General features: G+C 73.9%; 24 protein-coding genes. 5 read left to right on the forward strand and 19 right to left on the reverse strand.

The features are described from left to right. Positions 1 to 324: 324 nt before the first annotated feature. On the reverse strand, positions 325 to 1,020 hold the full coding sequence (locus ACIRFH_RS02755; RefSeq protein WP_403516768.1) for a polysaccharide deacetylase family protein: 696 nt from the start codon (positions 1,018 to 1,020) through the stop codon (positions 325 to 327). After that, positions 1,017 to 1,967 carry a polysaccharide deacetylase family protein gene (locus tag ACIRFH_RS02760; protein ID WP_403516769.1) on the reverse strand — a complete coding sequence of 317 codons (951 nt, stop codon included), beginning with the start codon at positions 1,965 to 1,967 and terminating at the stop codon, positions 1,017 to 1,019. Before ACIRFH_RS02760 ends, ACIRFH_RS02755 begins: the two co-directional genes overlap by 4 nt. A 90-nt stretch (positions 1,968 to 2,057) precedes the next feature. On the opposite strand from ACIRFH_RS02760, the gene ACIRFH_RS02765 reads away from it, so the two are divergent. Continuing rightward, on the forward strand, positions 2,058 to 3,236 hold the full coding sequence (locus ACIRFH_RS02765; protein WP_403516770.1) for a methyltransferase domain-containing protein: 1,179 nt from the start codon (positions 2,058 to 2,060) through the stop codon (positions 3,234 to 3,236). Between the two features lie 191 nt (positions 3,237 to 3,427). On the opposite strand, the gene ACIRFH_RS02770 is transcribed toward ACIRFH_RS02765, so the two are convergent. Beyond that, the gene (locus ACIRFH_RS02770) at positions 3,428 to 4,480 is read right to left on the reverse strand and encodes a LacI family DNA-binding transcriptional regulator (protein WP_403516771.1); all 1,053 of its coding nucleotides are present in this window, start codon (positions 4,478 to 4,480) and stop codon (positions 3,428 to 3,430) included. A 156-nt stretch (positions 4,481 to 4,636) separates the two neighbouring features. Between ACIRFH_RS02770 and ACIRFH_RS02775 the strand changes: the two genes are divergently transcribed. Then, a complete protein-coding gene (locus ACIRFH_RS02775) occupies positions 4,637 to 6,973 on the forward strand; it encodes a glycoside hydrolase family 3 N-terminal domain-containing protein (protein WP_403516772.1) in 2,337 nt (778 codons plus the stop codon). A gap of 46 nt (positions 6,974 to 7,019) precedes the next feature. Here ACIRFH_RS02775 and ACIRFH_RS02780 read toward each other — a convergent pair whose 3' ends face one another. The 4 genes from ACIRFH_RS02780 to tsaB are packed head-to-tail and all read right to left on the reverse strand — an operon-like array spanning position 7,020 to position 9,613. Further along, a complete protein-coding gene (locus ACIRFH_RS02780; RefSeq protein ID WP_403516773.1) occupies positions 7,020 to 7,277 on the reverse strand; it encodes a hypothetical protein in 258 nt (85 codons plus the stop codon). Next, the gene (gene tsaD, locus ACIRFH_RS02785) at positions 7,274 to 8,368 is read right to left on the reverse strand and encodes a tRNA (adenosine(37)-N6)-threonylcarbamoyltransferase complex transferase subunit TsaD (protein ID WP_403516774.1); all 1,095 of its coding nucleotides are present in this window, start codon (positions 8,366 to 8,368) and stop codon (positions 7,274 to 7,276) included. The genes ACIRFH_RS02780 and tsaD overlap by 4 nt, the downstream gene beginning before the upstream one ends. Beyond that, on the reverse strand, positions 8,361 to 8,963 hold the full coding sequence (locus ACIRFH_RS02790) for a GNAT family N-acetyltransferase (RefSeq protein WP_403516775.1): 603 nt from the start codon (positions 8,961 to 8,963) through the stop codon (positions 8,361 to 8,363). The genes tsaD and ACIRFH_RS02790 overlap by 8 nt, the downstream gene beginning before the upstream one ends. After that, positions 8,960 to 9,613, reverse strand: a complete 654-nt coding sequence (gene tsaB, locus ACIRFH_RS02795; RefSeq protein ID WP_403516776.1) for a tRNA (adenosine(37)-N6)-threonylcarbamoyltransferase complex dimerization subunit type 1 TsaB — start codon at positions 9,611 to 9,613, stop codon at positions 8,960 to 8,962. The genes ACIRFH_RS02790 and tsaB overlap by 4 nt, the downstream gene beginning before the upstream one ends. A 154-nt stretch (positions 9,614 to 9,767) precedes the next feature. Between tsaB and ACIRFH_RS02800 the strand changes: the two genes are divergently transcribed. After that, positions 9,768 to 10,322, forward strand: coding sequence for a hypothetical protein (locus ACIRFH_RS02800; protein WP_403516777.1), 555 nt, complete (start codon positions 9,768 to 9,770; stop codon positions 10,320 to 10,322). 60 nt (positions 10,323 to 10,382) lie between these two features. On the opposite strand, the gene ACIRFH_RS02805 is transcribed toward ACIRFH_RS02800, so the two are convergent. The 8 genes from ACIRFH_RS02805 to ACIRFH_RS02840 all read right to left on the reverse strand — a co-directional run bounded on the left by ACIRFH_RS02805 (position 10,383) and on the right by ACIRFH_RS02840 (position 19,041). After that, the gene (locus tag ACIRFH_RS02805) at positions 10,383 to 10,544 is read right to left on the reverse strand and encodes a hypothetical protein (RefSeq protein ID WP_403516778.1); all 162 of its coding nucleotides are present in this window, start codon (positions 10,542 to 10,544) and stop codon (positions 10,383 to 10,385) included. Between the two features lie 176 nt (positions 10,545 to 10,720). Beyond that, positions 10,721 to 11,242, reverse strand: coding sequence for a tRNA (adenosine(37)-N6)-threonylcarbamoyltransferase complex ATPase subunit type 1 TsaE (gene tsaE / locus ACIRFH_RS02810; RefSeq protein WP_403516779.1), 522 nt, complete (start codon positions 11,240 to 11,242; stop codon positions 10,721 to 10,723). A gap of 87 nt (positions 11,243 to 11,329) precedes the next feature. Then, the gene (locus tag ACIRFH_RS02815) at positions 11,330 to 12,586 is read right to left on the reverse strand and encodes an alpha/beta fold hydrolase (protein ID WP_403516780.1); all 1,257 of its coding nucleotides are present in this window, start codon (positions 12,584 to 12,586) and stop codon (positions 11,330 to 11,332) included. Positions 12,587 to 12,722: 136 nt separating this feature from the next. Beyond that, complete coding sequence (alr, locus tag ACIRFH_RS02820; RefSeq protein WP_403516781.1) at positions 12,723 to 13,889, reverse strand: alanine racemase; 1,167 nt, start codon at positions 13,887 to 13,889, stop codon at positions 12,723 to 12,725. 321 nt (positions 13,890 to 14,210) lie between these two features. Beyond that, a complete protein-coding gene (locus ACIRFH_RS02825; protein ID WP_403516782.1) occupies positions 14,211 to 15,677 on the reverse strand; it encodes an NAD(P)H-hydrate dehydratase in 1,467 nt (488 codons plus the stop codon). Positions 15,678 to 15,880: 203 nt separating this feature from the next. Next, entirely contained in the window at positions 15,881 to 16,252 is a 372-nt protein-coding gene (locus ACIRFH_RS02830; protein ID WP_403516783.1) for a holo-ACP synthase, read from the reverse strand. 30 nt (positions 16,253 to 16,282) lie between these two features. Continuing rightward, complete coding sequence (gene glmS / locus ACIRFH_RS02835; RefSeq protein ID WP_403516784.1) at positions 16,283 to 18,130, reverse strand: glutamine--fructose-6-phosphate transaminase (isomerizing); 1,848 nt, start codon at positions 18,128 to 18,130, stop codon at positions 16,283 to 16,285. Positions 18,131 to 18,240: 110 nt separating this feature from the next. Beyond that, a complete protein-coding gene (locus ACIRFH_RS02840; RefSeq protein WP_403516785.1) occupies positions 18,241 to 19,041 on the reverse strand; it encodes a hypothetical protein in 801 nt (266 codons plus the stop codon). Positions 19,042 to 19,281: 240 nt separating this feature from the next. Here ACIRFH_RS02840 and coaA point away from each other — a divergent pair, with 240 nt between their 5' ends. Further along, entirely contained in the window at positions 19,282 to 20,250 is a 969-nt protein-coding gene (gene coaA, locus ACIRFH_RS02845) for a type I pantothenate kinase (RefSeq protein ID WP_403516953.1), read from the forward strand. 32 nt (positions 20,251 to 20,282) lie between these two features. Next, a complete protein-coding gene (locus ACIRFH_RS02850) occupies positions 20,283 to 21,230 on the forward strand; it encodes a DUF389 domain-containing protein (RefSeq protein WP_403516786.1) in 948 nt (315 codons plus the stop codon). A gap of 132 nt (positions 21,231 to 21,362) precedes the next feature. On the opposite strand, the gene glmM is transcribed toward ACIRFH_RS02850, so the two are convergent. The 4 genes from glmM to ACIRFH_RS02870 form a co-directional block, all read right to left on the reverse strand. Next, the gene (gene glmM / locus ACIRFH_RS02855) at positions 21,363 to 22,721 is read right to left on the reverse strand and encodes a phosphoglucosamine mutase (protein WP_403516787.1); all 1,359 of its coding nucleotides are present in this window, start codon (positions 22,719 to 22,721) and stop codon (positions 21,363 to 21,365) included. Between the two features lie 334 nt (positions 22,722 to 23,055). Then, positions 23,056 to 23,568: a 30S ribosomal protein S9 gene (gene rpsI / locus ACIRFH_RS02860; RefSeq protein ID WP_077796742.1), complete on the reverse strand. Its 513-nt coding sequence runs from the start codon at positions 23,566 to 23,568 to the stop codon at positions 23,056 to 23,058. A gap of 42 nt (positions 23,569 to 23,610) precedes the next feature. Continuing rightward, the gene (rplM, locus tag ACIRFH_RS02865; RefSeq protein ID WP_055632362.1) at positions 23,611 to 24,054 is read right to left on the reverse strand and encodes a 50S ribosomal protein L13; all 444 of its coding nucleotides are present in this window, start codon (positions 24,052 to 24,054) and stop codon (positions 23,611 to 23,613) included. A gap of 207 nt (positions 24,055 to 24,261) precedes the next feature. Further along, entirely contained in the window at positions 24,262 to 25,467 is a 1,206-nt protein-coding gene (locus ACIRFH_RS02870) for a glycosyltransferase 87 family protein (protein WP_403516788.1), read from the reverse strand. Positions 25,468 to 25,481: the final 14 nt, after the last annotated feature.

The following is a 25,481-nucleotide window of genomic DNA, read 5'->3' on the forward strand; positions in this document are numbered from 1 at the left end:
ACTGTCTGAGGTGGCGACCAGGTGGATCCGTCGTCGCGGGTGCCGGACCTGCCCGTCGCGTAGTTGGCACTCTCCAGGGGGGAGTGCCAGAGCCGAGACTATGACCGCGATTAGCACTCGGTCAAGCGGAGTGCCAATGCCGACGGCGCGTCGGCGGACTTTCCCGTGCGGACGCCGGTTCTGTGGCGCACCCGGCGTGGGTGCCGGCGCCGCTGGGGACTGCCGCCCCCAGACCCCCGCTTCGGCCTGGATGGCCTCGCCCTCGATCGCCGGACGGGCTGGACGCGTGGCCCGGGCCGTGAAGCAGTGGCCCGTCCACGGAGGTCAGAGGTGGTCCTCCAGACGGCCCACCCGCAGGCCCCGCTCCTCGATCCGCCGCAGGAGATCCTCCGTGCGGGCCGGGGCGGTGACGGAGACGATGTCACCGGGGCGCAGGCCGGGGGCGCCGCGGGTGTAGGTCAGGGCGCCGTCGGCGGTCAGCTCGGCCCGCCACAGGACGACGGCCGTGATGCCGCAGTCGGCGGCGGCGCGCAGGGTCGTCGGGTCGTACCGGCCGTAGGGCGGGCGGAAGAGGCGGGGGCGGACGCCGAAGCGGGCGTGGAGCTTGGTCTGCTGGCCGCAGATCTCGGCGCGCTGCCCGGCGTAGGGCAGGCCGCGCAGGGAGCGGTGGTCGAGGGTGTGGTTCTGCAGGCTCGCGCCGACCGAGCGCAGCCGGGCGAAGTGGCCGTACGCCGGTCCGGCCACGGTGTCGGTGAGGAACAGGGTGACCGGGAGCCCGCGTTCGCGGATCAGGGCGGTGAGGCGGGGGTCCCGGTCGGCGCCGTCGTCGTAGGTGAGGAAGACGACCCGGTCGGTGGTGCGGACGTGGTCCAGGACGGGCGGTGCCGCGCGGTCCTGCCCGCCCGCCCGGGCCGGTTTCCCGGCCGTGGGCGGGACGGCGGGGCCGGCGAACTGGGCGCAGCCGGTGAGCAGCAGGGCGGCCAGGACGGCCCCGGCCGGCCGGAACCGCCCCCGCCTCACAGGTAGTCCTCCAGCCGGGCCACCGCGTATCCCTCGGCGGTCACCCGGTCCAGGAAGCGGCGGGCCAGGTCCGTCATCGTGCCGTCCCAGTCGTCGCGGCCCCGGAAGTGGGTGAGGACGATGTCACCCGGGTGGAGGTCCTGGTCCCACTCGCGGTACTCCCAGTGGTCGACGTAGACCTCCTCGTTCCAGATCGGCGCGTACTCGACGCCGCAGGACTTGGCGGCGCGCAGGGTGTCCCGGTTGTAGTTGCCGAAGGGCGGACGGAAGAGGGCGGGGCGCTTGCCGTAGCGCTCCTCGATCACCTCCTGCATGCCGCAGATCTCGTGCTTCTGCTGCTCGTAGGAGAGCGCCGGGAGGTAGGGGTGGCTCAGGGTGTGGCTGTTGAGGGTGACCCCGCGGTCCTGCATCTCCTCGAAGTAGCCGTAGTCGTCCTTGATCTCGTCGTCGGTGAGGAAGACCGTGTACGGGATCTTCAGCTCGCTCATCATGCGCAGGAACGCCGGGTCCTTCTCGGCGCCGTCGTCGATGGTGAGGAAGAGGACCCTCTCCTTGGTCGGGACGGTGGTGAAGACCGGCGGGAGGTCCTCCTGTCCGTCCACCTCGAAGCCCGCGCGCGCCGTGATCTCCGGCTTCTCCGCGGGAGGCGGCGGGGCCGTCAGCGGGACCTGTCTCAGGTTCCAGCGCTCGGCGGCGGCGACCCGGGCGGCCCGCTCCGCGCGCAGCTTGGACGCGTAGGTGTCGAGCGCGCGGGCCGGGGGCGCCTGGAGGGGCTGCGGGCCAAAGGCGCCCCGCACCTCGGAGGTGTCCTGTGCGCAGCCGGAGGCGAGGGAGGCGACGAGGAGCACGGCGAGGCCTCCGAGCACCCGGGTCCTCGACGACATGCCGGAAGCGACCCGGGCCGTCCGGGATGCCCGGCTTTTGTCATTTTGTAGTACTAGTCGCATGGTGCCGGATCCTCGCAGTCCCGGGCTCCCCGCCCGTGCCCGACACCACGTCGGAGGCGCACCTTCCACCGACTGGCCCACAATGGGCCGGTGAACGACCTCGACGCCCTCCTCGCCCTGCTCACCCCCGAAGGCCGCGCCCTGCTCGACGAGGTCCGCGACACCGACCCCGCCCGGGAGCTGGCCGTCGCCACCCGGCTGCGCCGCGAGCACCCGGCCGCCCTGGTGTCGGCGGCGCTCGGTCAGGCGCGGCTGCGGCAGCGGGCGGTGGCGAAGTTCGGGGCCGAGGACGCCGGACGGATGTTCTTCACCCCGAACGGGGTGGAGCAGTCGACCCGGGCGAGCGTGGCCGCGTACCGGGCGGGTCGCTTCAAGGAGCTGGGGGTCGCCTCCGTCGCCGACCTGTGCTGCGGGATCGGCGGCGACGCGATCGCGCTGGCCCGTGCGGGTATCCGGGTCCTGGCCGTCGACCGCGACCCGGCGACGGCCGCGGCGGCCCGCGCCAACGCCGGGGCACTGGGACTGGACGACCTCATCGAGGTCCGCGAGGCGGACGTCACGGAGGTGGACACGAGCGGGTACGACGCCGTGTTCGTCGACCCGGCGCGGCGTGGCGGACGGGGCCGGATCTTCGATCCGGAGGCCTACTCGCCGCCGCTGTCCTGGGCCGTGGCGGCGGCCCGTACGGCGGCCCGCGCCGCCGCGCTGAAGGTGGCGCCCGGCATCCCGCACGAGGCGGTGCCCGAGGACGCCGGGGCCGAGTGGATCTCGGACGGCGGGGACGTGAAGGAGGCGGTGCTGTGGTTCGGCACCGCGCCGGGGCCGGTCCGGGCGACGCTGCTGCCGGGGCCGCGCACCCTGCTCGGCACGGGCCTGCCCGACCCGGAGGTCCGCACGCCCGGCCGGTACCTGTACGAACCCGACGGCGCCGTCGTCCGCTCGCACCTGGTCGCCGAGGTCGCCGCACAGGTCGGCGGCGGGCTGCTGGACGCGACCATCGCCTACGTCACCGCCGACGCGCTGGTGCCGACGCCGTACGCCACGGCGTACGAGATCACCGACCGGATGCCCTTCAACGTCAAGAAGCTGAAGGCGCTGCTGCGGGAGCGGGGGGTGGGCACGCTGACCGTGAAGAAGCGCGGCTCGGCGGTCGAGCCCGAGGAGCTGCGGCGCAAGGTCAGACCCCAGGGGCCGAACGCGGCCACGGTGTTCCTGACCCGGGTCGCGGGGGCGCCGACGATGCTGATCGGGCGCCCGGCAGCCGCCTGACCGGCGCGGGCGCGGCGTACGGGAGGCCGCGTCCGTCCGCGTGGGGCGGGTCGGCACGCCCGCGCGTCCGGGCCGGCGCCGGAGATCCGTCCCGGCGGCACCTGGACGCGGGCGACGGACAGAGACCGGCGGGGGCGACGGTGACGGGCCGCACGCACCGAAAGTTTCGAAACGGCGGCCGATCCGCTCCCTCAGGCGGCCTGCGGCGGTGCCGTGCTGCTGCGCACCTCCAGGCTGGTGGCCAGCTCCACCCGGGTGGCCGCGGCCGAGCCGTCGTCGCGCCCCAGCTCCAGCACCAGGCGGGCCGCGGCCTCGGCCATCTCCGTGAGCGGCTGCCGTACGGTCGTCAGCGGCGGCCCCACCCAGCGCGCCACCGGCAGGTCGTCGAAACCGACCACGCTCAGGTCCTGCGGGATGCGCAGCCCCAGTTCGCGCGCGGCCTCGTACAGCCCGAGCGCCTGGAGGTCGTTGCCGGCGAAGACCGCGGTGGGCCGGTCGGGGCGGCGCAGCAGCTCCAGGCCCTGCCGGTAGCCGGCCTCGTGGTGGAAGTCGCCGGTGACGATCAGGCCGGGGTCGACCGGCAGCCCGGCCGTCTCCAGGGCGGCCCGGTAGCCGTCGACGCGGGCGCGGCTGCACATCATCCGGGTGGGTCCGCTGATGGCGCCGATGCGGGTGTGCCCCAGGTCGATCAGGTGGCGGGTGGCGGCGAGTCCGCCCTGCCAGTTGGTGGCGCCGATGGACGGCACGTCGGCGCCCGGGTCGCCGGCCGGGTCCATGACCACGAACGGGATGGAGCGGCTGGTCAGCAGGGCCCGCTGGGACTCGTCCAGTCCGGACAGCACGAGGATCACACCGTGCGGACGGCGGGCGGCGACCTGGTCGGCCCAGGTCCTGCCGGGCGTGAGGCGGCCCGCGCTCTCGGAGAGCACGACGCTGAGCCCCGCGTCCCGCGCCGCGTTCTCCACACCCCGGATGACCTCCATCGCCCAGGCGCTCTCCAGCTCGTGGAAGACCAGGTCGATCAGGGGCGATCGGGTCGCCTCGGCCCGCCTGCGCCGGTAGCCGTGGGTCCGCAGCAGGTCCTCCACGCGGGCCCGGGTGGCGGGGGCGACGTCGGCACGGCCGTTGAGGACTTTCGAAACAGTCGGTGCCGACACACCGGCCTCGCGCGCGATCTCGGCGAGGGTCGCGGTCTGCGCGGACCGCCTGTGCGGCCGGGTTTCGGCGGGCTGCGGGGATGTCATGGCGGCGATCGTATCCCTGCCGACCCCCTTGACGAAGACTTCGGGGGGTCATAGGTTTCCGGAACATTCGCTTGAAGCTTCGAAACATTCGATGCGTCGGCTGTGAAGAAGCGCTCGTGAGAGGGCAGCTGTCCCGTCCACCCCGACAGGAGTTCCATGACCACCGCGCCCTGGCGTGACCCCGCCCTGCCCGCCGCCGCCCGTGTCGACGACCTCCTGGCCCGGATGACCCTGGAGGAGAAGACCGCACAGCTGTACGGCGTGTGGGTGGGCGCCGCCACGGACGGCGACGGCGTCGCCCCGCTGCAGAACCAGATGAGCGCCGACCACGACTGGGACGAGCTGATCACCCACGGCCTCGGCCAGCTCACCCGTCCCTTCGGCACCGCCCCCGTCGACCCGGCCGTCGGCGCGCGGTCCCTCGCCCGCGCCCAGCACCGCATCCGCGAGGCCGGCCGCTTCGGCATCCCGGCGCTCGCCCACGAGGAGTGCCTGGCCGGCTTCACCGCCTGGCGGGCCACCGCCTACCCGGTGCCGCTGGCCTGGGGCGCCACCTTCGACCCCGCCCTGGTCGAGGAGATGGCCCGGCGCATCGGCCACGACCTGCGCTCGGTCGGCGTCCACCAGGGTCTCGCCCCCGTCCTGGACGTCGTACGGGACGCCCGCTGGGGCCGGGTGGAGGAGACGATCGGCGAGGACCCGTACCTGGTCGGCACGATCGGCACCGCCTATGTGCGGGGCCTGGAGTCCGCCGGGGTCGTCGCCACGCTCAAGCACTTCGCCGGGTACGCCTCCTCGGCCGGCGCCCGCAATCTGGCCCCCGTGCGGGCGGGCGTGCGGGAGCTCGCCGACGTGACGCTCCCGCCGTTCGAGATGGCGCTGCGCGAGGGCGGCGCCCGGTCGGTGATGGCGGCGTACACGGAGACGGACGGCGTCCCCGCCTCGGCCGACCCGGCGCTGCTGACCGCGCTGCTGCGCGACGAGTGGGGCTTCACCGGCACGGTGGTCGCCGACTACTTCGGCATCGGCTTCCTGGAGACCCTGCACCGGGTCGCCGGCACCCCCGCCGAGGCGGCGCGCCTGGCCCTCGCGGCCGGCATCGACGTGGAGCTGCCGACCGTGAGGTGCTACGGCAGACCGCTGCTGGAGGCGGTCCGCGCGGGCGAGGTCCCCGAGGAGCTGATCGACCTGTCGGCCCGCCGCGTGCTGCTCCAGAAGTGCGAACTGGGCCTGCTGGACGAGGACTGGACCCCCGAGCCGGCCGGCGACCCCGCCGCGATCGACCTGGACTCCCCCGCCAACCGCGCGCTGGCCCGCCGTCTGGCCGAGGAGTCGGTGGTGCTCCTGGACAACCCCGACGGCCTGCTGCCGCTCGCCCCCGACGCCCGGATCGCGGTGGTCGGCCCCCGGGCCGCCGACGCCCTGGCCATGCTGGGCTGCTACTCCTTCCCGTCCCACGTCCTGCCCCACCACCCCGAGGTGCCGGCGGGCATCGACATCCCGACCGTGCTGGACGCCCTGCGCGCCGAACTGCCCGACGCCAAGGTGACGTTCACCGAGGGCTGCGACACCTCCGGCCCGGACACCTCGGGCTTCGAGGAGGCGGTGGCGCGGGCCGCCGAGGCCGACGTGTGCGTCGCGGTCCTGGGCGACCGGGCCGGACTGTTCGGTCGGGGCACCTCCGGCGAGGGCTGCGACGCGAGCGACCTCCGGCTGCCCGGCGTCCAGGGCGCGCTGCTGGACGCGCTGGTCGCGACGGGCGTGCCGGTGGTCCTGGTGCTGCTGACCGGGCGCCCGTACGCGCTCGGCCGCTGGCACGGGCGGCTCGGCGCGGCCGTGCAGGCGTTCTTCCCCGGCGAGGAGGGCGGCCCCGCGGTGGCGGGCGTGCTGTCGGGCCGCGTCAACCCCTCGGGCCACCTCCCGGTGAGCATCCCGCAGCTGCCCGGCGGCCAGCCGTGGACCTACCTCCAGCCCCCGCTGGGCCTGGCCGGCGAGGTCAGCAACCTCGACCCGACCCCGCTGTACGCCTTCGGCCACGGCCGCTCGTACACGACGTTCGCCTGGGAGGACTTCACCGGCGGCCCCGGGAGCGGTCCCGGGGGCGGCGCGGAGACCGGCACGGACGGCACGTACGACGTGTCGGTGACCGTCCGCAACACCGGCGACCGGGCCGGCGCCGAGGTGGTGCAGCTGTACCTGCACGACCCGGTGGCGTCGGTGACCCGCCCGGACGTCCGCCTGATCGGCTACCGGCGGCTGGAGCTGGCGCCCGGCGAGGCCCGCCGGGTGACGTTCCGGTTCCACGCCGACCTCGCGGCGTTCACCGACCGCGCGGGCCGCCGGGCGGTCGAACCGGGTGCCCTGGAACTGCGGTTGGCGGCGTCCAGCGCGGACGTCCGCCACACGGCACGGCTGACGCTCACGGGGCCGGCCCGGGTGCTCGGCCCGGACCGGCGGCTGCACTGCGACACGGAGGTGTCACCGGTGGACTGAGCCCCGCGACGGACGGGTCGTCGCGACGGACGGGGCGTCGCGACGGTCAGTCCGCGGCCACCGACTCGAACCGCCACCGGTGCACCGCCCGCGTGACCAGCTCCCCGTCCGGCTCCGGCAGTTCGGGGAGTTCGGCGTCGTGGGCGGCGTCCCACCAGGTGATGACGAGGACCCGGTCCTGCGGGGCGCGCAGCGTCTCCCGGCGCAGCGGCTCGCCGTCGAGCGGCTGCGCCCGCGCCCAGGCCAGCAGATCCTCGCCCCGGCCGGACACGGCCCGCGCCTCCCACATCAGGGCGACCGTCATGAGTACAGGTTCTCCTCGCCGACCTCGTGCACGTGGTCGTGGCCGGGCACGTGCGGGTCCGTCACCGGCAGCGAGGAGTCCGCCGACAGGTCCCAGTCGGAGGCGGCCCGGTTACGGGCGACCATCTCGGCGCCGAGCGCGGCGACCATCGCGCCGTTGTCCGTGCACAGCTTGGGCCGCGGTACGCGCAGCCGGATGCCGGCCGCCTCGCAGCGCTCCTGCGCGAGCGCCCGCAGCCGGGAGTTGGCGGCGACACCGCCGCCGATCATCAGGTGGTCGACGCCCTGGTCCTTGCAGGCGCGCACCGCCTTGCGGGTCAGCACGTCCACGACCGCCTCCTGGAAGGAGGCCGCCACGTCCCGCACCGGCACCTCCTCGCCCGCCGCCCGCCTGGCCTCGATCCAGCGGGCCACGGCCGTCTTCAGCCCGGAGAAGGAGAAGTCGTACGCCGGGTCGCGCGGACCGGTGAGCCCGCGCGGGAACGCGATCGCGTCCGGGTCGCCCTCGCGCGCGTACCGGTCGATGACCGGGCCGCCGGGGAAGCCCAGGTTCAGCACGCGGGCGATCTTGTCGAAGGCCTCGCCGGCCGCGTCGTCGATGGTGGCGCCCATCGGGCGGACGTCGGAGGTGATGTCCGTCGACAGCAGCAGCGAGGAGTGCCCACCGGAGACCAGCAGCGCCATCGTCGGCTCGGGCAGCGGGCCGTGCTCCAGCTGGTCGACGCAGATGTGCGAGGCGAGGTGGTTGACGCCGTACAGGGGCTTGCCCAGCGCGTAGGCGTACGCCTTGGCCGCCGAGACGCCGACCAGCAGGGCACCGGCCAGACCGGGACCGGCGGTGACGGCGATGCCGTCGAGGTCGCGGGCGCTGACGCCCGCCTCCTTCAGCGCGCGGTCGATGGTGGGGACCATTGCCTCCAGGTGGGCGCGGCTCGCGACCTCCGGCACGACCCCGCCGAAGCGGGCGTGCTCGTCGACGCTGGAGGCGACCGCGTCGGCCAGCAGCGTGGTGCCGCGGACGACGCCGACGCCGGTCTCGTCGCAGGAGGTCTCGATCCCCAGTACGAGAGGTTCGTCGCGTGAGTCAGGCATGGTTGTCGGTTCCTTGTACGGGGTCGGCGCCCGCGGCGGGGCCGCCGCCGGGCGCTGTGGTCAGGCGCATCACCAGGGCGTCCACGTTGCCCGGCTGGTAGTAGCCGCGCCGGAAGCCGATGGGTTCAAAACCGAAGCGCTCGTACAGCCGTTGCGCGCGGGTGTTGTCCACCCGGCACTCCAGCATCACTTCCGTGCACTCGAAGGCGGTCGCCGCCCGCAGCAGTTCGGTCAGCAGCCGCGCGCCGAGCCCGGTGCCCCAGTGGTCGCGGGCGACGGCGATGGTCTGCACGTCGGACTGCTCACCGGAGGCGACGAGACCCGCGTAGCCCACGATGCGGTCGCCGGTCCCGCCGTCACCGCCGCCGTCCTCGCCGTCGCCGCCGGTCTCGCCGCCTCGGCCCGGCAGCACCGCGACGACGTACTTCCGGGTCGCGCCCGGCCCGCGCGCGTGGGCCAGCTCGGACCAGAACATCCCCCGCGACCAGGCGTCCTCCGGGAACAGCTCCCGCTCCAGCCGGAGCACGGGGTCGATGTCCCACCAGCGCATCTCGCGCAGTACGGCACTCTCGGGCGACGTCACGGGCTCGGTCACTTGGGGGTGACCACCTTGTAGTTCTTGGGGACCTGCGCGTCGGGCCGGCGCAGGTACAGCGGCCGGGGCGCGGGCAGCTCCTCGCCCGCCGCCAGCTTCTCGGCGGCCAGGCACGCCAGGGCGGCGGCGGACACGTGCTCGGGCTCGTGCGCCTTCGGGAAGGTGTCCGGGTACAGCAGGGCGCCCGCGCCGACGGCCGGGAGACCGGCCACCTGGTCCGCGATGTCGGCGGGCCGGTCGACCGCCGGGCCGGTGAGGCGGGTGCGGGAGTCGGCGTAGCGCGCCCAATAAACCTCCTTGCGGCGGGCGTCGGTCGCCACCACGAAGGGGCCCTCGAGGTCGGCGGCGTACGCCAGTCCGTCCAGCGTGCACACGCCGTGCACGGGCACGCCGAGCGCGAGCCCGAAGGTGTCCGCGGTCATCAGGCCGACCCGCAGTCCCGTGTACGGGCCGGGGCCGATGCCGGCGACGACGCCGGTGACGGCGTCCAGTCGCAGTCCGGCCTCGGCGAGCACCCGGTCGACGGCGGGGAGCAGCAGCTCACCGTGCCGGCGTGCGTCCACCTGGCTCGACGAGGCGATGACGTCCGTACCGTCGTGCAGCGCGACGGTCACGGCGGGCGTGGCGGTATCCAGAGCGAGCAAGAGCACGCAAACAGCCTACGGCGCCCGCGGGCCCGTGTCGGACGGCCGGGTCGGACGACCGCCTGCTGCTACCGTCGCCGGGAGCACCAAGCGTGACGTTCTCATCTCTCTGCGTGACGCGGTGTCCATGAGTGCGACGTACGACGCCTAGGTGGTCCCAGTGGCAAGCAGCAGCGCCGGTTGGGTGGCCGTGCTCACCGCGGCGGCCCTCGGCACGGTCGGTTTCCTCGCCCACCAGGCGTCGGACCGCATGCCGGCCGAACTGAGCAGGGTGCACGCGACCAGCGTCCCCGCCCCCGGCGCCTCCAAGGCACCTCGCGACGCCCGGCATCCGGACGCCCTGCCCCTCGGTTCGGGCCGGGGCGAACGGGTCGTGTACTCGCTGGACGACGACCGGGTGTGGCTGGTCGGCCCGGACAACAAGGTGCAGGACACCTTCACGGTCACCCCTGGCAGGGTCGACCCGGTGCCGGGCACCTACGCGGTCACGTCGCGCTCGAAGAGGATCACCGGATCGGACGGCGTCCCGGTCGAGCACGTCGTGCGCTTCACCAGCGTCGAGGGCGTGGTCATCGGTTTCAGCGCGGCCGTGGGCGGCTCGTCCTCGAAACCCGCTCCGGGCCTGCGGACCGGCGGCATCCGGGAGTCCCGCGCGGACGGTGACGTCATGTGGCGGTTCGCGACGATCGGCCAGCAGGTCGTCGTCATCCCCTGACACGCCCCGGAGGCCGCCCCCCGGGCGGGCGGCCGTCCCGGGTCAGGCGGCCGTCCCGGGTCAGGCGGCCTCGCGGTGCTCCCGGGCGGGGTGGCACTCCTCCGGCTCCGGCGCGCGCGGCGGCGTGGAGACGGCGGCCGCCGCGGCGCAGGTCGCGAGCAGGTCACGCATGGACACCCCGGCGGGCACGGGCGGCTGCGGCTGGGTCACGGGCTCCGGCACGGACGCCTCCTGAAGGTCGGGGGCGGACGTAGTTAGGCATGCCTAACTACGGGCTGGATACCATGTGACCACGGGCGGGACCCCGTTGGCAATATCTTCCCGACGTGTTGTCGGGATCAGCCGTGCGTCGCGGACGCGGTGGCCGGGGAACGGTCCGGAGGCGAACGCGGAGCGGCTCAGGCGACGAGGACGCTCAGGTCGACCGCGGCCCAGCGCTCGCCGACGCCCGTCAGCGTCACGTGCCGCACCTCGTCGGTGGTGGCGCCCACGGCCCGGTGGATCAGCAGCTGCAGCCGGTCCTCGGTGAGCTCCTCCACCTTGCCCTCGCCCCACTCGACCACGATCACCGAGTCGGACAGGGAGACGTCGAGGTCGAGGTCCTCCATCTCGTCGAGGCCGCCGGACAGCCGGTAGGCGTCGACGTGGACGAGCGGCGGACCGTCGCCGAGCGAGGGGTGCACGCGGGCGATCACGAAGGTCGGGGAGGTGACGGCGCCGCGCACACCGAGGCCCTCGCCGAGTCCCCGGGTCAGCGTCGTCTTGCCCGCGCCCAGCTCCCCGCTCAGCATCACCAGGTCACCGGCGCGCAGCAGTCCGGCGAGCCTGCGGCCCAGTTCCCGCATCTGCTCCGGGGAGGTGACGGTGATCTCGGCCCGGCCGGCCTCTGTCGGGATGTGCGCCTTCGCGGTTTCTTCCATCGTCACTCACTCGCAGTAGTCGCTTGTCGGCCCCGCAGGGGGTCGGGTCGGGCTGGACCGCGACCGGGGGCCGGAAGCCGCTTCCGGTCAGGAAGAGGCGGAGTCACAGCCCTCAACGGTAGCCGTTGGCGGCAACGCCCCCACGCGGGCGAGCAGGTCGGCGAGGCGGTCGGTGACCAGCTCCGGGTGCTCCAGCATCACCAGGTGCCCCGCGTCGGGAACGAGCACCAGCTCGGCGTCCGGCAGCAGGTCGGCGATGGCCTCGCTGTGCTCGCTGGGCGTCACCAGGTCCCGCACCCCGGCCAGCACCAGCACCGGGAGACCGCGGAAGCGGGCGAGGGCCTCGGTCTTGTCGTGGTCGTTGAACGCCGGGTAGTACTCGGCGACCACGTCGATCGGCGTCGATTCGATCATCCGCTCGGCGAACCGGGCCACGGCCGGGTCGACGTCCCGGGACGCGAACGAGTACCGCTTGATGATCCCGGCGAACAGGTCCGCCGTCGCCCGCCGCCCCTTCTCCACCAGCTCGGCGCGCTGCCCCAGCGCCTTCAGCACCCCGGGCAGCACCCGCCGCACCGCGTTGACGCCGGCCACCGGCAACCCGAAGTTGACCTCGCCGAGCCGCCCGGACGACGTGCCGACGAGGGCGACGCCGACGACGCGCTCGCGGATCAGGTCGGGGAAGCCGTCGGCCAGGGCCATCACCGTCATGCCGCCCATGGAGTGCCCGACCAACACGATCGGGCCGTCGGGCACGGCCGCGTCGATGACGGCCTTCAGGTCCCGGCCCAGCTCGTCGATGGTGACCGGCTCGCCGTCGCGCACCTGGGCCACGCCCCGCCCGGACCGCCCGTGGCTGCGCTGGTCCCAGTGCACGGTGCGCACGACGCCCCTGAGCGCCGCCCGCTGGAAGTGCCAGGAGTCCTGGTTGAGGCAGTAGCCGTGGCAGAAGACGACGGTGACGGGGACGGGCGCCTTGCGGCCGAAGAGACGCCGGCGGCGCCGGGTGAGCGCGGACTCGGTGTCCGGACCGACGTCGTCGACCTCGTAGTACAGCTCGGTGCCGTCGTCGGCGTACGCCTTGCCGGGGGTGCCGCGCAGTCCGCCGTACGGCCCCGCCGCGTCGAGGGCGAGCCGCGCCTTCCGGCGCATGCCGCGGCCGACGGTGAGCCGTTCTATCGCCACGCCGGCCGCCGCGCCCGCGGCGACCACGCCTATCGCGACGCCGGCGATCCCGGTCGCCCGGCGCCAGCCTCCGGCGGCCACGTCGGTGGCGGCCTCCGCGGCGGAGGCGACGGCCGCCGCGGCGACGTCCGCGACACCCTCCGCACTGCTCTCGCTCACGTACCGCTCCTCTTCACCGGGCCGCGGGGCGGAGCCCCCTCTTGTTCCTCATTCACCCGAACGTGTGTGGCATGCACGTCATACACGCCGGACCGGGCACACGTCACGCGTCACCGGTCACGCGGGTCCGCGACCGTCACCCGTTCACATGGACGCGGGGCACGCGCGCGCCGATCCGGGTGACGATCTCGTACGCGATGGTGCCGGCGGCCTGCGCCCAGTCCTCGGCGGAGGGCTCGCCGCGGTCGCCGGGCCCGAACAGCACCGCCTCGGTGCCGGGCGGGGGCCGGTCCCCTCCCAGGTCGACGACGAACTGGTCCATCGCGACCCGCCCCGCGATCGTGCGCCACTTGCCGTCGACCAGGACGGGCCCGGTGGAGGAGGCGTGGCGCGGGATGCCGTCCGCGTAGCCGAGGGGGACGAGGCCGAGGGTGGTCTCGCCGGGGGTGGTGTAGTGGTGGCCGTAGCTGACGCCGTGGCCGCCGGGGACCTGCTTGACCAGGGCCAGGGCGGCGGACAGCGTCATCACGGGGCGCAGTCCGAAGTCGGCGGGGGTGCCGATCTCGGGGCTGGGCGAGATGCCGTACATCGCGATGCCGGGGCGTACGAGGTCGAAGTGGGTCTCGGGGAGCGTGAGCGTGGCCGGCGAGTTGGCGATGTGCCGCACCTCGGGGCGGACGCCCTGCCGCTCGGCGTACGCCGTCATCTCGCGGAAGAGGGTGAGCTGGGCGGCGATGGAGGGATGGCCCGGCTCGTCGGCGCAGGCGAAATGCGACCAGAGCCCGGTGACGCGGACCAGCCCCTCGGCCTCGGCGCGCAGGGCCTCCCGGACCAGTTCCTCCCAGTCCCCGCCCGGCTGGCAGCCGTTGCGGCCGAGCCCGGTGTCGGCCTTGAGCTGCACCCGCGCGGGGCGTCCGGCCGAGCGCGCCGCCGCGGTGACCTCCGCCAGGGCCCACATCCCGCTGACGGAGACGTCGAGACCGGCCTCGACGGCCTCCCGCCAGGGGCCGCCCGGCGTCCACAGCCAGCACATGATCCGCACGTCGTCCGGCAGCCCGGCCTCCGTGCGCAGGGCGAGCGCCTCCTGGGGCGTGGCGGTACCGAGCCAGGTCGCGCCGGCCGCGACGGCCGCGCGGGCGCACGGGATCGCGCCGTGGCCGTAGGCGTCGGCCTTGACGACGGCCATGAGGGCCGCGCCGGGCGCCCGTTCACGCAGCGCGCGCACGTTGGCCCGCAGGGCGGCCAGATCGATCTCGGCACGCCCCCGCAGGGACGCGTCCCACCGGACGGAAGTCTCACTCATCGCCCCCCAGTCTCTCAGAGCCCCCGATCACCCAGCGCAACCGGCGTAGCGGCCGCCCGGCTGCGGGCGGTCGTGCCGCCGCAGCCACGGGCAACCGCGCCACCGCAGCCACGGGAAATCCCGCCGTCCCGCAGCTGCGGGCAGTCGCGCCTCCCCCAGTGCCTCAAGGACCTGGGAGGTACCCCCAGGACGGCACGGGTGGGCGCTGGGGGTACCCCCTCCGGGGGAGGCACCCCGTAGCGCCGGGCGCGCACCCCACCCCCGGCACCGACGCCCCCGCCCACGCACCCCGGCCCACGGCACCCCGGACCGCCGGCACCGTCACCCCCGCCCGCCGGCAACCCCCCGCACGTCCCGCCAAGCCCTCGGCACCGCCTCCGCCACGTCATGCGCCCCCACCGGCGCCCCCACCGCCGCCATCCGCCCCGCGAGCCCGTGCAGATACGCCCCCACGCTCCCCGCGTCCACCGCCGAGAGCCCCGCCGCCAGCAGCGACCCCGCCAGCCCCGACAGCACGTCCCCGCTCCCCGCCGTGGCCAGCCACGACGTCCCCGTCGCGTTGACCCGCACGGGCCCCTTCCCGCCCGCCGCGGCCACCACCGTCGTCGACCCCTTCAGCAGCACCGCCGCCCCGTACCGTCCCGCCAGCTCCCGCACCGAGGCCAGCCGCGCCCCCTCGACCTCCTCGCGGCCCACCCCGAGCAGCGCCGCCGCCTCCCCGGCGTGCGGCGTCATCAGCGTCGGCGCCGTACGTCCCCGCACCGCCTCCGCGTCGGCCAGCCGCAGCCCGTCCGCGTCGATCAGCACCGGCACCTGAGCCGCCAGCACCTCCGCCACGGTCCCGGCGTCGTCCCCGGCCCCGGGCCCGACGACCCACGCCTGCACCCGCCCCGCCCGCTTCGGCCCCCGGTCCGACACGAGCGTCTCCGGGAAGCGCGCGATCACCGCGTCCCCCGCCGGCCCGACGTACCGCACCGCACCGGCACCGCCGCGCAGCGCCCCGGAGACGGCGAGCACGGCGGCCCCCGGGTAGCGCGCCGACCCGGCGGCGATGCCGACGACCCCGCGCCGGTACTTGTCGCTCTCCACGCCCGGCACCGGCAGCAGCCGGGCCACGTCCGCGTGCTGCAGGGCCTCCAGTTCGGCCGCGTCGTCCGGCAGCGCCAGCCCGATGTCCACCAGCCGCACCGACCCGGCGTACTCCCGCGCCGGGTCGACCAGCAGCCCCGGCTTGTGCGCCCCGAAGGTCACCGTCAGATCGGCCCGCACCGCCTCCCCGCGCACCTCCCCCGTGTCGGCGTCGACCCCGCTCGGCAGGTCGACGGCGACGACGGCGGCCCGCGACCGCCCGGCCGCGGCGGCCAGCGGCACCGCCTCGGCCCGCAGCCCGCCCCGGCCGCCGATCCCGACGATGCCGTCCACGACCAGGTCGGCCCGCTCGATCAGCCGCTCCCCGTCGCCGTCGGCGGCGACGCGCCCGCCGGCCCGCCGCAGCGCCGCGAGGCCGCCGGCGTGCGCGCGCTCGGGCGTGAGCAGGACGGCCGTCACCCCGGCCCCGCGCCGGGCGAGGCGCGCCCCGGCGTACAGGGCGTCGCCGCCGTTGTCGCCGCTGCCGACGAGCAGCACGACCCGGCTGCCGTAGACCCGCCCGGCCACGCGGCCGAGCACCTCCGCGCAGGCGGCGGCGAGCCCGGCCGCCGCCCGTTGCATCAAGGCCCCCTCCGGCAGCCTCGCCATCGACTCCCGTTCGGCCGTCCTGACCGTCTCCACGCTGTACGCAGTCCGCATGCCGACGAGTCTTCCCGGTCCACGGCGAACGTCACGACCCGCACCGGTCCGTTTCACTCCCGCCCGGGGCCGGCCCGGGGTCCGGGCGGAGGGCCCCGCGGGCCTGCCCGGCGGCGACGACCACGGCGGCCTGCCGGACACACCGGACGACCACGGCGCCCTGCCGGGCGTACCGGACGAGCGGGGCCTTCGCGGCGGGGAAGCTAGCCCTCCGCGATCACCACCGCCGACGCCACCCCCGCGTCATGGCTGAGCGACACGTGCCACGACGTCACCCCCAGCTCCGCCGCCCGCGCCGCCACCGTCCCGGTGACCCGCAGCCGTGGCCGCCCGCTGTCCTCGACGTACACCTCGGCGTCCGTCCAGTGCAGCCCCGCCGGTGCGCCGAGCGCCTTGGCCAGCGCCTCCTTCGCCGCGAACCGGGCGGCGAGCGAGGCGACGCCCCGGCGCTCCCCGCTCGGCAGCAGCAGCTCGCTCTCCAGGAAGAGCCGCCCCGCCATGGCCGGCGTGCGCTCCAGCGACGCCCCGAAACGGTCGATCTCCGCCACGTCGATCCCGACCCCGATGATGCTCATGCCGGGCAGCCTAGGCCGACGCCCGGACGGTCACTCCACCGTCACCGATTTGGCCAGGTTCCGCGGCTGGTCCACCTCGTTGCCCCGGACCGTGGCCAGCTCGCAGGCGAAGACCTGCAGCGGCACCGTCGCCACCAGCGGCTGGAGCAGCGTCGGGGTGGCGGGGATCCGGACGAGGTGGTCGGCGTAGGGGACGACCGCCTCGTCGCCCTCCTCCGCGATGACGATGGTCCGCGCGCCCCGGGCCCGGATCTCCTGGATGTTGGACACGATCTTGTCGTGGAGCACGGAGCGGCCGCGCGGGGACGGCACGACCACGACGACCGGCAGGTCCTCCTCGATCAGCGCGATCGGCCCGTGCTTCAGCTCGCCCGCCGCGAAGCCCTCGGCGTGCATGTACGCCAGCTCCTTGAGCTTCAGGGCGCCTTCCAGCGCGACCGGGTACCCGACGTGCCGGCCCAGGAACAGCACCGTGTCCTTGTGGGCGAGCGAGCGCGCCAGTTCCCGTACCGGCCCCATGGTCCCCAGGACCTGGTCGACCGCGCCGGCGATCCGGGAGAGGTCGCGGACGACGCCGCGGATCTCGTCGGCGTACTTCGTGCCGCGGACCTGGCCCAGGTAGAGGGCGACCAGGTAACAGGCCACCAGCTGGGTCAGGAAGGCCTTCGTCGAGGCGACGGCGACCTCGGGACCGGCGTGCGTGTAGAGCACCGCGTCGGACTCGCGCGGGATGGTGGAGCCGTTGGTGTTGCAGATGGCCAGCACCTTGGAGCCCTGCTCACGGGCGTGGCGCAGCGCCATGAGGGTGTCCATGGTCTCGCCGGACTGCGAGATGGCGATGACCAGGGTCTGCCGGTCGAGGATGGGGTCGCGGTAGCGGAACTCGCTGGCCAGCTCCACCTCGCAGGGGACGCGCGTCCAGTGTTCGATGGCGTACTTGGCGATCAGCCCGGCGTGGAAGGCCGTACCGCAGGCGACGATGACGACCTTGTCGGCCTCGCGGAGCACTCCCACGGGGATCCGCAGCTCGTCCAGGGTGAGGGAGCCGGAGCCGTCGATGCGGCCGAGGAGGGTGTCGGCGACCGCCTTGGGCTGCTCGGCGATCTCCTTGAGCATGAAGGAGGCGTGGCCGCCCTTCTCGGCGGCCGAGGCGTCCCAGTCGACGTGGTACGAGCGCACGTCGGCGGGGCTGCCGTCGAAGCCGGTGACCGTCACGCCGTCCCGGCGCAGCTCCACCACCTGGTCCTGGCCCAGTTCGAGGGCGTCCCGGGTGTGGGCGATGAACGCGGCGACGTCGGAGGCGAGGAAGGACTCGCCCTCCCCCACGCCCACCACGAGCGGTGAGTTGCGCCGCGCGCCCACGACCACGTCGGGCTCGTCGGCGTGCACCGCGACCAGCGTGAACGCGCCCTCCAGCCGGCGGCACACCAGCCGCATCGACTCGGCCAGGTCGGCGCAGGCGGAGTACTCCTCGGCGAGCAGGTGGGCGACGACCTCGGTGTCGGTCTCGGAGGCCAGCTCGTGACCGCGCTCCGCCAGCTCGGCCCGCAGCCGCGCGAAGTTCTCGATGATGCCGTTGTGGACCACGGCCACCCGGCCGGCGTTGTCGAGGTGCGGGTGGGCGTTGGCGTCGGTGGGTCCGCCGTGGGTGGCCCAGCGGGTGTGGCCGATGCCGGTCGCGGCGGCCGGCAGCGGGTGCTCGGCCAGTTCCTTGTCCAGGTTGACGAGCTTGCCGGCGCGCTTGGCGGTGGCGAGCCCGCCGTCGGCGAGCACGGCGACGCCCGCCGAGTCGTATCCCCGGTACTCCAGCCGCTTGAGTCCGGCCATCACGACGTCGAGCGCCGACTGCGGCCCCACATATCCCACGATTCCGCACATGACCGGCAGCCTACGGTCAGCTTCGATCACGAACCCGTTGCCGCGTGCCCGAAATCGGAAATTCCCACCGGGGTACGAACACCCCGGTGGGAATTTCCGGCCGGTTCCGGTCAGCCCAGCTTGGCGAGCTGGGCGTCGCTGATCTCCGTGGGGAACGGGAAGTCCTTGCCGTCGGCGGCGGCGGCCAGGTTGAGGACGGTGAAGGAGGCGACCGTGGAGCCCTTGCGGGTGACGGTCACCTTGACCGGGAACTCGTCACCCTCGTCACCGGTCAGCGTCATGGTCAGTGCCACGGCCTCGTCGGCACCGCCGGGCGCCTTGTCCTCGGCCACCTTGGCGATCTTCACCGGCCGGCCGGCCGCCGTGTAGGCGAAGCCCCCGGCGCACGTGCCGACGGCGGCCTTGACGTCCTTCAGGGCCGTCTCGGCGCCGCCGCCGTCGTAGGAGGCCAGCGTCACCAGGGCCTTGTCCAGATCGAACGCGCTGTCGAGCGCCTCCTCGGACACGTCGCCCCCGGCCGGTTTCTTCGGCCCCTCCGTCCAGGACCGCTTCACCGTGGCCGCCGGCTTGCCCGCGGCCACGCCGGTCTGGGCGAAGGCGAGCGGCTGGCACTCGGCCTTCTGCGCCTTCACCTTGTCCTGCGCGATGTCGTCCGTCGCGGCGGCCTCGGTGACCTTGCCGTTCTTGACGTCCGTCTGGGCCAGGGCGGCCTTCTCCAGCTCGGCGGCGGTCAGCGCCTTGGCGGCGGCCGGAGTCGCCGAGGCGTTCTTGTCGCCGGCCTTGCCGTCACCGGCCTTGCCGCCGCCGTCGGAGGACCCGTCGTCGGAGGACCCACCGCAGGCGGTGACGAGGAGGGCCAGGGCGGCGGCGGAGGCCGCCAGGGCGGTACGGCGCACAGCGGTCGATCTCACTCGGATGACTCTTTCTGCCAGGACTGCGGAGGAGCTCCGCACGTTTCGCGCGCACTGTACTCACCGGCAGATCACAGATGATCACTCCATCACCACCCGGTACCCGACCGTGACGCCGACGTGATCTTTCCCGGCGGACGACGGGTGGCGGGCGGCGGGCTGCGTCCGGCGTGACACAGCCCACCCGCCACCACGTTCGAACTCCGTTAACAATGGACTGTGATCTCTCCGGTCCCCTCGATGCCCCGGAGCGCCCACCGGTCCCGGCCGGAGGCGACTCCCTACGTCGACCTCACCCGCCCCGAGTGGAGCGCGCTGCGCGACAAGACGCCGCTGCCGCTGACCGCCGAGGAGGTGGAGAAGCTGCGCGGCCTCGGCGACGTCATCGACCTCGACGAGGTGCGGGACATCTACCTCCCGCTGTCCCGGCTCCTCAACCTCTACGTCGGCGCCACCGACGGGCTGCGCGGCGCGCTGAACACCTTCCTCGGCGAGCAGGGCTCCCAGTCCGGCACGCCCTTCGTCATAGGGGTCGCCGGCTCGGTCGCGGTCGGCAAGTCCACCGTCGCCCGCCTCCTGCAGGCGCTGCTGTCCCGCTGGCCCGAGCATCCGCGCGTCGAGCTGGTCACGACCGACGGCTTCCTGCTGCCGACGAGGGAGCTGGAGGCGCGCGGCCTGATGTCGCGGAAAGGTTTCCCCGAGTCGTACGACCGCCGGGCGCTCACCCGCTTCGTCGCCGACATCAAGGCGGGCAAGGCCGAGGTGACCGCCCCCGTCTACTCGCACCTCATCTACGACATCGTCCCGGACGAGAAGCTCGTCGTGCGCCGCCCCGACATCCTGATCGTCGAGGGCCTGAACGTGCTCCAGCCCGCGCTGCCCGGCAAGGACGGCCGCACCAGGGTCGGCCTCGCCGACTACTTCGACTTCAGCGTGTACGTCGACGCCCGCACCGAGGACATCGAGCGCTGGTACCTCAGCCGCTTCCGCAAGCTGCGCGCGACCGCCTTCCAGAACCCCTCCTCGTACTTCCGCAAGTACACCCAGGTCTCGGAGGAGGAGGCCCTCGACTACGCCCGCACCACCTGGCGCACCATCAACAAGCCGAACCTGGTGGAGAACGTGGCCCCCACCCGGGGCCGGGCCACCCTGATCCTGCGCAAGGGACCGGACCACAAGGTGCAGCGCCTGAGCCTGCGGAAGCTGTGACGACGAGGGCCCGGGGCCTGTAGAAATACCGGATGCTGCATCTGCGTCTGATCACCCCGGCCGACCGGACCGACGAGGTGGTCCGCCTGATCGACCGGACGGTCGGCACCACCCACCTCGTCGTCCTGCCCGGCGCCGCACGCGACCCGAAGGGCGACGTCGTCACGTGCGACGTGGCCCGCGAGGCGGGCGACGAGCTCATCAACCGGCTCCGGGCGCTGGGCATCGACGACTGCGGCGCCATCACCGCCGAGAACATCGACCTGTCCCTGTCCAAGCGCGCCGACCAGGCGGAGCGGGACGCCCCCGGCGAGCCCGCGGACGCCGTGCTGTGGGAGCAGCTGGAGGAGGCGACCCACGAGGAGTCGACCCTCTCCATCACCTACGTCGCCTTCATCACGCTCGCCACGATGATCGCGGCCTGCGGTGTGGTGCTCGACAACGCCATCCTGATCGTGGGCGCGATGGCGGTCGGGCCGGAGTTCGGTCCGCTGGCGGGGATCTGCACCGCGATCGTCCAGCGCGCACCGCGCCTGGCGCTGCGCTCGGCGATCGCGCTGCTGGTGGGCTTCGCGGTGGCGATGGTCGTCACCGGCGGCTTCAGCCTCTTCATGGACGCCGTGGACCTGTTCAGCAAGGCACAGCTGGAGGCGGAGCGGCCCAACACCGGGTTCATCTACGCCCCGGACTGGTTCTCGTTCGTCGTGGCGGTACTGGCGGGAGCCGCGGGCACGCTGTCCCTCACCTCCGCGAAGTCCGGCGCGCTGGTCGGCGTCGCCATCTCGGTGACGACGGTTCCGGCCGCGGCGAACGCGGCCGTGGCCCTCGTCTACGGCGACACCCACCAGGCCTGGCACTCGGCCGAACAGCTCCTGCTGAACCTGGTGGGCATCATCCTGGCCGGCACCCTCACGCTCTACGCCCAGAAGGCCCTGTGGTCAACCCAACGCGGCCGCCTCTCGAAGCCGGAGAGGCACTGAGGAAACGGCGCCTTCCCGACGCCGGGCCGGGACAACGCCGCCAGGGGCGCGGGGAACTGCGTGGCAAGCCACCGCGGACCCGCGGTCCGCGACGGCACAGCACCCTCACCTCGGCCACCCGGCCCCGCGGAACTACCCCAGCGCCGACTTCACCGAATCGGCCAGCCGCCCCGCCACGGCACGGGCCTGCTCGATGTCGGCCGCCTCGACCATCACCCGCACCAGCGGCTCGGTCCCCGAGGGCCGCAGCAGCACGCGCCCCGTGCTGCCCAGCTCCCGCTCGGCCTCCGCGACGGCGGTCGCCAGCTCCGCGGACGTCGTGACCCGCGACTTGTCCACGTCGGGCACGTTGATCAGCACCTGCGGCAGCCGCTCCATGACGGACGCGAGGTCCCGCAGCGTACGGCCGGTCTGCGCGACCCGCGCCGCCAGCATCAGGCCGGTCAGCGTGCCGTCGCCGGTGGTGGCGTGGTCGAGGATGATGACGTGGCCGGACTGCTCGCCGCCGAGGGCGTAGCCGTTGGCCTTCATCTCCTCCAGGACGTACCGGTCGCCGACCCCGGTCTGCACGAAGTGGATGCCCTCGCGCTCCATGGCCAGCTTGAAGCCCAGGTTGGACATGACGGTCGCGACGACGGTGTCGGAGCGCAGCGCGTCCCGCTCCCGCATCGCCAGCGCGAGCACGGCGAGGATCTGGTCGCCGTCCACCTCCGCGCCGGTGTGGTCCACGGCCAGGCAGCGGTCGGCGTCGCCGTCGTGGGCGATGCCGAGGTCGGCGCCGTGCTCGACGACGGCGGCCTTGAGCAGGTCGAGGTGGGTGGAGCCGCAGCCGTCGTTGATGTTGAGGCCGTCCGGCACCGCACCGATGGTGACGAGCTCCGCGCCGGCCCGCGCGAACGCCTCCGGCGAGACCCGGGAGGCGGCGCCGTGCGCCTCGTCGAGGACGATCTTCAGGCCGTCGAGGCGGTTCGGGAGGACGCCGACGAGGTGGGCGACGTACTGGTCGAGTCCCTCGTCGTAGTCGCGGACGCGGCCGACGCCGGCGCCGGTCGGGCGGTCCCACGGGGCGCCGGTGCGGTGCTCCTCGTAGACGGACTCGATGCGGTCCTCCAGCTCGTCGGCGAGCTTGTGGCCGCCGCGGGCGAAGAACTTGATGCCGTTGTCGGGCATGGCGTTGTGGCTCGCGGAGAGCATCACGCCGAGGTCGGCGCCGAGCGCACCGGTGAGGTGGGCCACCGCGGGCGTCGGCAGCACGCCGACCCGCAGCACGTCCACGCCGGCGCTGGCCAGACCCGCGACCACGGCGGCCTCCAGGAACTCCCCGGAGGCGCGCGGGTCCCGTCCGACCACCGCGGTCGGCCGGTGTCCGGCGAAGGTGCCCGCCTCGGCCAGTACGTGCGCCGCGGCGACGGAGAGACCGAGCGCCAGCTCGGCCGTCAGATCCGCGTTGGCGACACCGCGCACGCCGTCCGTGCCGAAGAGTCGTCCCACTTGTCCTCCTGAGGAAACGTCAATTCCGGGAGCGGACGCAGGTGCGGCCCGCACAGTCGGCTCCCGTGGTACCGGTCACGCGTCACGCCGCGCCGCCCGGTCATCCGATCACACAAGCCTTTGAACCTCTGAGCATCTCAACGTCTCAGCGTCTCAGCGTCTCAACGTCTGAGCGTCTGAACATCTCAGCGCCTCAGCAGCCCAGCGCTTCAACATCTCAACGTCTGAGCGTCTCAACGTCTTGTGCTGTTATACGCCCAACAGCAGAGATAAACGAAAGCCCCGACAGCACAGTGGCGTGCCGCCGGGGCGTTCGGAGTACAGGCAGCGAGGCTTAGCGCTTGCTGTACTGCGGAGCCTTGCGGGCCTTCTTGAGACCGGCCTTCTTGCGCTCGACCGCACGGTCGTCGCGCTTGAGGAAGCCGGCCTTCTTCAGCGGGCCGCGGTTGTTGTCCACGTCGGCCTCGTTCAGCGCACGGGCGACACCGAGACGGAGCGCACCGGCCTGACCGGAGACACCGCCACCCGCGATGCGGGCGATGACGTCGTAACGGCCCTCGAGCTCGAGCACCTTGAAGGGCTCGTTGACTTCCTGCTGGTGCACCTTGTTCGGGAAGTAGTCCTCGAGGGTGCGACCGTTGATCTTCCACTTGCCGGTGCCCGGGACGATCCGGACACGGGCGATGGCGTTCTTGCGACGGCCCAGGCCGGCGGCCGGCTGGGGCTCACCGAAGCGGGACGCCATGGACTCCGAGGTGTACTCGCCCTCGACGGGGACCTCGGACTCGGTGGTGTAGCTGTCGATGTCGATCTCTTCGAGCGGCTGCTCGGCAGTGGTCTCGGCCACGATGCTCCTCAGATTCTCTTCAGTCTTAGGGGGTGGCCGGACTTACTGCGCGACCTGGGTGATCTCGAACGGCTGCGGCTGCTGCGCGCCGTGCGGGTGCTGGTCACCCTTGTAGACCTTCAGCTTCGAGAGCATCTGACGGCCCAGCGTGTTCTTGGGGAGCATGCCCTTGACGGCCTTCTCGATGGCCTTCTCCGGGTTCTTGTCCAGCAGCTCGTCGTAGCGCACGGAGCGCAGGCCGCCCGGGTAACCGGAGTGACGGTACGCCATCTTCTGGGTCCGCTTGTTGCCCGAGAGGTGCACCTTGTCGGCGTTGATGATGATGACGAAGTCACCGGTGTCGACGTGGGGCGCGTAGATGGGCTTGTGCTTGCCACGGAGGATGGAGGCCGCGGTGGAGGCCAGACGACCCAGGACGACGTCCTGAGCGTCGATGACGTGCCACTGGCGCGTCACATCGCCGGGCTTGGGGCTGTACGTACGCACGGTTCGTAGCCTTCGCTTCTTCAGTGAATGGTCCTGACAAGGTCACCGAAGACGATCACGACAGCCCTGACCGCACTGCGGTGACGCAAACCGCGTGCTGGTCGCTGGTCATCGGTCCCGGTCGACCGGTGTAAGGGCCCCTCACGTGAGAATGAGCAAGCCAATACACATACGACTGTGCAGAGTACCCGGCATGCCCCAGCCGGGTCAAAACGGAGCCGCCGGCACCCGCGCGGCGTCCGTCGCGCGCCCGGCCCCGCCGTGCTCGTCGGCGGGCACCGCGCCGCCCCGGGCCCGCCGCGCCACCGCCCACGCCAGCGCACACAGCGTGAAGGCGTCCTTGAAGGCCCGCTGCCGCACCGACTCCAGCCAGGGCCAGGTCAGCCCGGGCGCCTGGGGCACCAGGGCGAGCCAGAACCAGGGCCCCCGGGCCACCGCCCCGGCGTACGGCAGCCCGGCGAGCAGCAGCGGCACCGCGACCAGGAGGTAGTGGTCGTACGACGGCCTGGAGACCAGGAACGCCGACAGCATCAGGCCGGCGCCGGTCTCCGCGTACCGCAGCGGCCCCGGGTCGGCGCGGCGCCAGCGCAGGTACGCGCACAGCACCCCGGCCCCCGCCGCCGCCACCGCGATCCCCTGCGCCGGCGGCCCCGCCACCCCGAGCCGGGGCAGGACGGCCGCCGGGGAGGCCTCGTAGAGCCGCAGGAACCCGTCGTCGCCGTGGAGCAGGAACGGCAGGGTGCGGGTGAGGAAGCCGGCCGGGTCGGGCATCAGCAGCGCCGCCGCGCCGGAGGCCAGCGCGGGCACCAGGACGGCCGCCGCCAGGCCCCGCCACCGTCCGGCGAACACGAACAGCAGGACCACGGGTGCCAGCAGCGGCTTGAGCGCCACGGCCGCGCCGATGACGGCCCCCGCCGCCGTCCACCGCCCCCGGCTCGCCAGCAGCAGGCACAGCGGCAGGCCCACCGCCGCGGTCACCGTCCAGTTGCCGAGCCGCACCAGGTGCCCGAACGGCGCGAAGCCCGCCGCGAGCCCGAGGAGCCCGAGGACGCCGAGGCGGCTGCCGTACGGCACCCGGTGCAGGCGCAGCGCACAGCCCCAGGCCAGCGCCAGCAGCCCCGTCACCGCCGGCGGTGCCAGCACCCGCAGCACCGCCCCGGGCAGCAGCGCCTGCGGGACGGCGGCCAGGACCGCGCTCGGCAGGTAGAGGAAGTGCGGATCGTCGTACGGGGAGCCCCCGGCCAGCCAGGTCCGGGCGGCCCGCACGACGATCGCGTTGTCCATCCCCCCGTCCGGGGCCGCCCGGGCCGCGCTCAGCGCCGACGCCCCCAGCACCGCCACGAGCGCCGCCCACGCGTGCCCGCCCGCAGGTCGCACCAACCACCCGGAGATGTCGCTTTTGCCCGTCCGCATGGGGGGAACGCTAG

The organism is Streptomyces sp. NPDC093586 (genome assembly GCF_044764905.1).
In the GTDB taxonomy this organism is placed as follows: Bacteria; Actinomycetota; Actinomycetes; order Streptomycetales; family Streptomycetaceae; genus Streptomyces.

Bases quoted from the DNA above. Each gene is read 5' to 3' on its own strand.
- ACIRFH_RS02760 (WP_403516769.1), bottom strand. From the start codon at position 1,967: ATGCGACTAGTACTACAAAATGACAAAAGCCGGGCATCCCGGACGGCC.
- ACIRFH_RS02770 (WP_403516771.1), bottom strand. From the start codon at position 4,480: ATGACATCCCCGCAGCCCGCCGAAACCCGGCCGCACAGGCGGTCCGCG.
- ACIRFH_RS02775 (WP_403516772.1), top strand. From the start codon at position 4,637: ATGACCACCGCGCCCTGGCGTGACCCCGCCCTGCCCGCCGCCGCCCGT.
- ACIRFH_RS02780 (WP_403516773.1), bottom strand. From the start codon at position 7,277: ATGACGGTCGCCCTGATGTGGGAGGCGCGGGCCGTGTCCGGCCGGGGC.
- tsaD (WP_403516774.1), bottom strand. From the start codon at position 8,368: ATGCCTGACTCACGCGACGAACCTCTCGTACTGGGGATCGAGACCTCC.
- tsaE (WP_403516779.1), bottom strand. From the start codon at position 11,242: ATGGAAGAAACCGCGAAGGCGCACATCCCGACAGAGGCCGGCCGGGCC.
- alr (WP_403516781.1), bottom strand. From the start codon at position 13,889: ATGAGTGAGACTTCCGTCCGGTGGGACGCGTCCCTGCGGGGGCGTGCC.
- ACIRFH_RS02825 (WP_403516782.1), bottom strand. From the start codon at position 15,677: ATGCGGACTGCGTACAGCGTGGAGACGGTCAGGACGGCCGAACGGGAG.
- ACIRFH_RS02830 (WP_403516783.1), bottom strand. From the start codon at position 16,252: ATGAGCATCATCGGGGTCGGGATCGACGTGGCGGAGATCGACCGTTTC.
- glmS (WP_403516784.1), bottom strand. From the start codon at position 18,130: ATGTGCGGAATCGTGGGATATGTGGGGCCGCAGTCGGCGCTCGACGTC.
- coaA (WP_403516953.1), top strand. From the start codon at position 19,282: ATGCCCCGGAGCGCCCACCGGTCCCGGCCGGAGGCGACTCCCTACGTC.
- ACIRFH_RS02850 (WP_403516786.1), top strand. From the start codon at position 20,283: ATGCTGCATCTGCGTCTGATCACCCCGGCCGACCGGACCGACGAGGTG.
- ACIRFH_RS02870 (WP_403516788.1), bottom strand. From the start codon at position 25,467: ATGCGGACGGGCAAAAGCGACATCTCCGGGTGGTTGGTGCGACCTGCG.